This window comes from Halopseudomonas pelagia CL-AP6, from assembly GCF_000410875.1.
Taxonomy (GTDB): Bacteria; Pseudomonadota; Gammaproteobacteria; order Pseudomonadales; family Pseudomonadaceae; genus Halopseudomonas; species Halopseudomonas pelagia.
In genome coordinates, this window is the sequence record NZ_AROI01000034.1 from 40,223 (window position 1) to 46,450 (window position 6,228).

Sequence of the window (6,228 nt, forward strand, 5' to 3'; positions counted from 1 at the left end):
TTGTTAGGCTAGGCACCTGTCCACATAATCAATGCTCAGCCATCGTTGATTGCGCTTTGCCATCATACTGGTCTGGCCAAGGAAGAGAGCCATGCTGAACGGGTCTAATAATAAAAAGCTCTGTCTCATCGCCCAACTGCTGATCCTGATCGGAGCAGCTTGGTACTTGGGTGTCTCCGCCCTATGGTTTGCCGTGCCTCTGGCATTGTTGCCCTGGCTCACGCTACTGGGCCGCTCAGACGCCGCCACCACTGAAGATAGCGCCAACAGCCTTGCTGAGTTGGCGAGAAAACTGTCCCAATCTACCTGTAGTAACGCCATCGCCGCAGCCGAGGTGTCCTACTCGGTCGAACAGCTGGCGGGGCGCATTTCTTCGCAGCTCGCTGCCACTACACAAGCCGCCAGCAATGCCGGCGCCATCGCACAACAGGTGGAACAGGCTGCAAGCTACGCTGCCAACGCCGACCAGGCCGCCGAAGCAGCGCTGAGTAGCAGCGCGTCCGGCAAGCAGGCACTGGATCACACCACCGCCTTGATGCAACAGCTGGCGAGCAAGGCCGACGACAGCCTGGGCATGCTCGCACAACTGAATGACCGGGCCGCCAAGATCGTGCAGGTCACGCAAGTTATCGAAGGCATCGCCAGCCAGACCAATCTGCTGGCCCTGAACGCGGCGATCGAAGCCGCACGCGCAGGGGATATGGGCCGTGGTTTTGCGGTGGTGGCCGATGAAGTTAGAGCGCTGGCCAGCCGCACCAGCCAGTCGACTTCGGAAGTGTCCATCATTATCGATGAGATGCATCAGCAAGCCGGACTCGTCACCGGGGGCATCAACGAACTGGTTGGGCAAATCCAAGCGGGCGTGCAACTGATCCAACAGGCAGACACACAGTTGGCGGGCATCAACCAGCAAGGTGATGCGGTCAAACAAGCTACCGCGCTGATCGCCCACAGCAGCGCCGCCAATCGTGACCAACTGGACAGCCTCTCCACCGCAGTAGAGCAGGTGCGCTCAGACCTGGCCGACAGTGACGAACAAACACGCCTACTCGGCAACGAAGCTAACCAACTGGTGGAGATTGCCGAACAAGTCAGTGAGATGCTGGCTGAGATCGCGCTGGACCCTTATCACCAGCGTTGCTATGAAGCGGCGCAAGCTGCCGCCCGAGCCATTGAGGAGCGCTTCGAGGCTGATATTCAAAGTGGCGACCTCAGCCTGGACCGGCTGTTCAATACCACCCTCAAACCCATCGACGGCACCCGGCCGCAGCAGTACCATAGCGAATTCGACACTTATACCGACCAGGTACTGCCAGGGATCCAGGAGCCGCTGCTGCGGGATAATTCCGCGCTGGTGTATGCCATCGCGACCACCATCGCCGGCTACGTGCCCACCCACAACAGTGCCTTTTGCGCTCGCCCTAACGGCAATCTGCAACATGACACCCAGTACTGCCGGACCAAACGGCTATTCAACGACCGGACCGGCTCACGTTGCGGCAGCCATGAAAAAACCCTGTTGCTGCAGACCTACAAGCGCGATACCGGCGAGATCATGCACGACCTGTCCGTACCCATTCGCGTGCGCGGGCGGCACTGGGGTGGGATCAGATTGGGGTATCGGCCGGAGGCGGTGTAAGGCGGGACGCATCTAACCCGCCCACCACCGCCATTCCCGCCCTACTCCGTCATTCCCGCCCTACTCCGTCATTCCCGCCCTACTCCATCATTCCCGCTCTACTCCGTCATTCCCGCCCTACTCCGTCATTCCCGCTCAACTCCGTCATTCCCGCCCTACTCCGTCATTCCCGCGCAGGCGGGAATCCATTTTGACCTGGGTGTAAGGCAGAGAGGGGGCGGCCTGAAAGCGAACGATTATCCAGAACAAGCCGCAAATCTATGCCGCCCGCCGTGGATCCGCCAGCTCACGTAATATCTGTTCGATCAGATCCGCCTGCACTTCCTGACGCAACTGCGTGAACAACTCGGTTGCTTCGGGGTATTGGCGGGTCATCAGGCTTAGCCACTGCTTGATCCGCCCTGGGGAGTGGCGGTCAATCATGCGCGCGCGGGTCTGCACAAAGAATTCGGCGATCCACGGCAACAGTGCCTGCCAGTCCATGGGCTCGATCGGTTGGCCGGCGCGTGCACGGCTGATCCGTAGCGCCAGGTCGGGTTGCACCACTAGCCCGCGGCCGATCATCACCGATTCGCAGCCACTGAGAGCCTGTATACGCTGATGATCGGCCTGGTCCCAGACCTCGCCATTGGCGATCACCGGCACTGTGACCGCTTCACGAATACGCGCGATCCATTCCCAGTGGGCCGGTGGTTTGTAGCCGTCCATCTTGGTGCGGGCATGCACGGCAATTTCTGCCGCACCCGATTCAGCCAGCGCCTGGGCGCAGTCAAGGGTCAGGCTGGTGTCGCTGTAACCCAGACGCATCTTGGCGGTCACCGGAATGCCCGCGGGGGTGGCTGCACGCACGGCAGTCACGATACGTGCCAGTTGCTCCGGCTCGCGCAGCAGGGTCGCACCACCGCCATGGCGGTTCACCGTCTTCGCCGGGCAACCGAAATTCAGATCTATGGCAGGCGCGCCCCATTGCGCCAATTGCGCGGCATTCACACCCAGCCAGTGGGCGTCCGAGCCGAGCAATTGCGGGTGCACGGGAACGCCTGCGCGGGTTTTCCAGCCATGATGCATCTCGGGAATAAAGCGCTCTACCGTGCCCAGGTTCAAGGCAGTATCAGTCACGCGCATAAATTCGCTGACGCAGCGATCAATACCGCCAATCCGGGTAAGAATATCGCGCATGGGCGGATCGACCAGGCCCTCCATCGGCGCCAGTACGATAAGCGGCATGCCTTGGCCAATAGCAGCCTGCTTGATCACGGCTCGATACCGTGGTCTTTAAGCAGATCCAGCAGGCCTTGCTCATCCATCACGGCCACATTCAGCTGTTCAGCCTTGGCCAGCTTGCTGCCCGCACCAGGCCCGGCGACCACGCAGTAGGTCTTGGCCGATACGCTACCAGCGACCTTGGCACCCAGGCTTTCCAGGTGATCCTTGGCTACATCGCGGGAGAAGGTTTCCAACGCGCCGGTCAGCACCCAGGTCTGACCACTCAGGGGCATGCCTTCGCTTTGCACCGCTTTGGCACTCTCCCAATGCATGCCGAAGGCCTTGAGCTGCTGCTCGATCTGCAGCACGCGATCGCGGCGCTGAGGATCGGCGAAGTAGTCGCGCAATCCGCTCTGGGCCTTTTCGCTGAAACGCTCTACCCGCTTCAGTTCCAGCCAGTCGGCCTGCATGATGGCTTCCAGGCTGCCTAGCGTTGCCGCTAATCGTTCAGCGCCGGTCTTGGCTACGCCGGGTATTTCCAGCCGGGCGATAAATTCGGCGAGGCTGACACTGGCGGCCAGGTCCGGGTTGAGATCGCCCTCTTCCTGCAATACCAGCCCGCGCTCGAGCAACTGACTGATGACCGTGCGGTTATGCTCGTCGGCAAAGAAAGAATGAATCTCGTGGGCCACTTCCGCGCCCACCTCCGGCAGGTACACCAGCACCTCCGGCATTGCTTGACTGATGCGCTCTAGCGACCCCAGCGAGCGCGCCAATAGTTTGGCGGTCTCTTCGCCTACATCCGGAATACCCAGCGCATAGATAAACCTGGCCAGCGTTGGTTGCTTGCTGTCCTGAATCGCGCCGAGCAGGTTCTTGGTCGATATTTCGGCGAAACCTTCCAGCGCCAGTACCTGCTCATAGGTCAGCAGATACAGATCCGCTGGCGAGCTGACCAGCCCGGTATCAACCAATTGCTCGACGATCTTCTCACCCAGACCGTCGATATCCAGCGCACGCCGCGAGACAAAATGAATGATCGCCTGCTTCAGCTGCGCCTGGCAGGTGAGACGGCCCACGCAACGATATACGGCGCCTTCGCTGATGGTTTCCCGGCCTCTGCCGCGTTTGACCAGTTGCGTGCGTTCGACATCCGAGCCACACACCGGGCATTGCCGCGGAATCTCTACCGCGCGCGCATCTGCCGGGCGGCGGTCGGCAACCACCTGCACGACCTGGGGAATCACGTCACCCGCCCGGCGGATGATGACGCTGTCGCCGATCATCAACCCCAGCCGCGCGACTTCGTCCATATTATGCAAAGTGGCGTTGGACACGGTTACCCCGGCAACCAGCACCGGCCGCAAGCGCGCCACCGGCGTCACCGCGCCGGTGCGGCCCACCTGGAATTCGACATCCAGCAGTTCGGTGACTTCTTCCATTGCCGGAAATTTGTGCGCTATCGCCCAGCGCGGTTCGCGGGCGCGGAAGCCCAGTTCGCGCTGATAGGCCAGTTTATTTACCTTGAACACCACGCCGTCGATCTCGTAACCCAGCGCGGCGCGGCGCTCGCCGATATCCCGGTAATAATCCAGACAGGCGTCCACGCCAGCGGCCAGCTTGAGCTCCCTGCTGATACTCAGCCCCCACTCGCGAAGCTGGTGCAGGATGCCGACCTGAGTGTCCGGCAGGTCACCGTCGACGCGGCCGATGCCGTAACAACAGAACTCCAGCGGACGCGAACGGGTGATATTGGGGTCCAGTTGCCGCAGCGAACCGGCCGCAGCGTTGCGCGGATTGGCGAAGGTCTTTGTGCCGGCTTCACGGGCACGCTGATTCAGCGCGTCAAACCCGGCCTTGCTGATAAAGACTTCGCCGCGCACTTCGAGCACTGCGGGCCAACCCTGACCACGCAGCTTTAACGGGACATTGCGGATGGTGCGCACGTTGCTGGAGATATCTTCGCCGGTACTGCCATCGCCGCGGGTAGCCCCGCGCACCAGTTGGCCATTTTCGTACAGCAGGCTGACTGCCAGGCCGTCGAGTTTGGGCTCGCAGCAGTATTCCACCTGCGTATCAGCTCCCACACCACCACCAAACAGATCACCCTCTGGCAGATCCAGCCCTTCACGCACACGCCGATCGAAATCCCGCATGCTTTGCTCGTCGAAGGCATTGCCCAGGCTGAGCATGGGCACTTCGTGGGTGACCGTACCAAAGGCCTCCAAAGCAGAACCACCCACGCGCTGGGTCGGCGAGTCAGGGGTAATCAGGTCAGGCTGCGCTTGTTCAATGGCCTTGAGTTCGTTGAACAGGCGGTCGTATTCCGCATCGGGAATCGAGGGTTCATCGAGCACGTAATAGCGATGGTTGTGAAGGTCAATCTGCTCGCGCAACTCAATCGCACGGGCAGCCGGGTCCTGGGTTTGAGTCATGATGGGTATCGGTCGGGAATCGGATGCCAATTGTACCCAATGGCGGGCGCGCGCGTCAGGGGTTGCGTGTTTGTCGGTTGGTGGGGCGGCTGGTCGGTTGGACCGCTATCGCGGCGAGGCCGCCGCTCCTACCAGGGTGGGGGGTGATCTGGATGGGATGCGGTTTGGTTGTGGTCTGCTATCGCGGCGGGGCCGCCGCTCCTACCAGGGTGGGGGTGATCTGGATGGGATGTGTTTTGGTTGTGGTCTGCTATCGCGGCGGGGCCGCCGCTCCTATGTGTGCACTCTCTGGGTAGGAGCGGCGGCCTCGCCGCGATGGGTGTGACCCACTCCACAAATCCTCTACCAGCCACTACAACCAACCCTAAACATCCAACAAACTGCAGTTACAACATCAAGGATGATACCCATGCAATCAAAACACCCACCCGAAAGCCACCGGCTGCGGCTTGGCCGTACTTCGGAGTCAGGCAGGTTTTATTTGTTGACGACTGTCACCCGGCAGCGCAATCCGGTGTTTTCAGACCTGCACGCAGCTCGCGCTTTGATCCGTATCCTCGCCCGCCAACACAAGGTGGGCAAAGTCGCCAGCTATGCCTTTGTGGTTATGCCGGATCACCTGCATTGGCTGGTGCAATTACAGGATGATCGGCTGGATTTGTTGATGCACCGGGTGAAGTCCATTTCGTCTCGTCAGATTGGGCAGCTCAGATGGCAAGCAGGCTTTCACGATCATGCGTTGCGGCGCGAGGCAGATTTGAGGAAGGCAGCGCGTTATATCATCGCCAATCCGTTGCGGGCGGGGTTGGTTGATAGCGTTGGGGATTATCCGCACTGGGATGCGCTTTGGTTGTAGTTCGCTATCGCGGCGGGGCCGCCGCTCCTACCAGAATGGGGGTGATCTGGATGGGATGTGTTTTGGTTGTGGCCTGCTATCGCGGCGGGGCC

At 60.8% G+C, this 6,228-nt stretch carries 4 protein-coding genes; 2 read left to right on the forward strand and 2 right to left on the reverse strand.

The window, feature by feature from the left end; genetic code table 11:
• The first annotated feature begins 91 nt into the window (after nucleotides 1-91).
• Nucleotides 92-1,639, forward strand: a complete 1,548-nt coding sequence (locus K787_RS0119465; protein ID WP_022964486.1) for a methyl-accepting chemotaxis protein — start codon at nucleotides 92-94, stop codon at nucleotides 1,637-1,639.
• Nucleotides 1,640-1,897: 258 nt separating this feature from the next.
• On the opposite strand, the gene K787_RS0119470 is transcribed toward K787_RS0119465, so the two are convergent.
• The gene (locus K787_RS0119470) at nucleotides 1,898-2,866 is read right to left on the reverse strand and encodes a tRNA dihydrouridine synthase (protein ID WP_040641165.1); all 969 of its coding nucleotides are present in this window, start codon (nucleotides 2,864-2,866) and stop codon (nucleotides 1,898-1,900) included.
• 26 nt (nucleotides 2,867-2,892) lie between these two features.
• On the reverse strand, nucleotides 2,893-5,280 hold the full coding sequence (gene ligA / locus K787_RS0119475) for an NAD-dependent DNA ligase LigA (protein WP_022964488.1): 2,388 nt from the start codon (nucleotides 5,278-5,280) through the stop codon (nucleotides 2,893-2,895).
• Nucleotides 5,281-5,689: 409 nt separating this feature from the next.
• On the opposite strand from ligA, the gene K787_RS0119480 reads away from it, so the two are divergent.
• Complete coding sequence (locus tag K787_RS0119480; protein ID WP_022964489.1) at nucleotides 5,690-6,136, forward strand: REP-associated tyrosine transposase; 447 nt, start codon at nucleotides 5,690-5,692, stop codon at nucleotides 6,134-6,136.
• Nucleotides 6,137-6,228 lie beyond the last annotated feature (92 nt).

Excerpts from the sequence above, each read along its gene's own strand:
- K787_RS0119465 (WP_022964486.1), top strand. The coding sequence starts at position 92 with ATGCTGAACGGGTCTAATAATAAAAAGCTCTGTCTCATCGCCCAACTG.
- K787_RS0119470 (WP_040641165.1), bottom strand. The coding sequence starts at position 2,866 with ATGCCGCTTATCGTACTGGCGCCGATGGAGGGCCTGGTCGATCCGCCC.
- ligA (WP_022964488.1), bottom strand. The coding sequence starts at position 5,280 with ATGACTCAAACCCAGGACCCGGCTGCCCGTGCGATTGAGTTGCGCGAG.
- K787_RS0119480 (WP_022964489.1), top strand. The coding sequence starts at position 5,690 with ATGCAATCAAAACACCCACCCGAAAGCCACCGGCTGCGGCTTGGCCGT.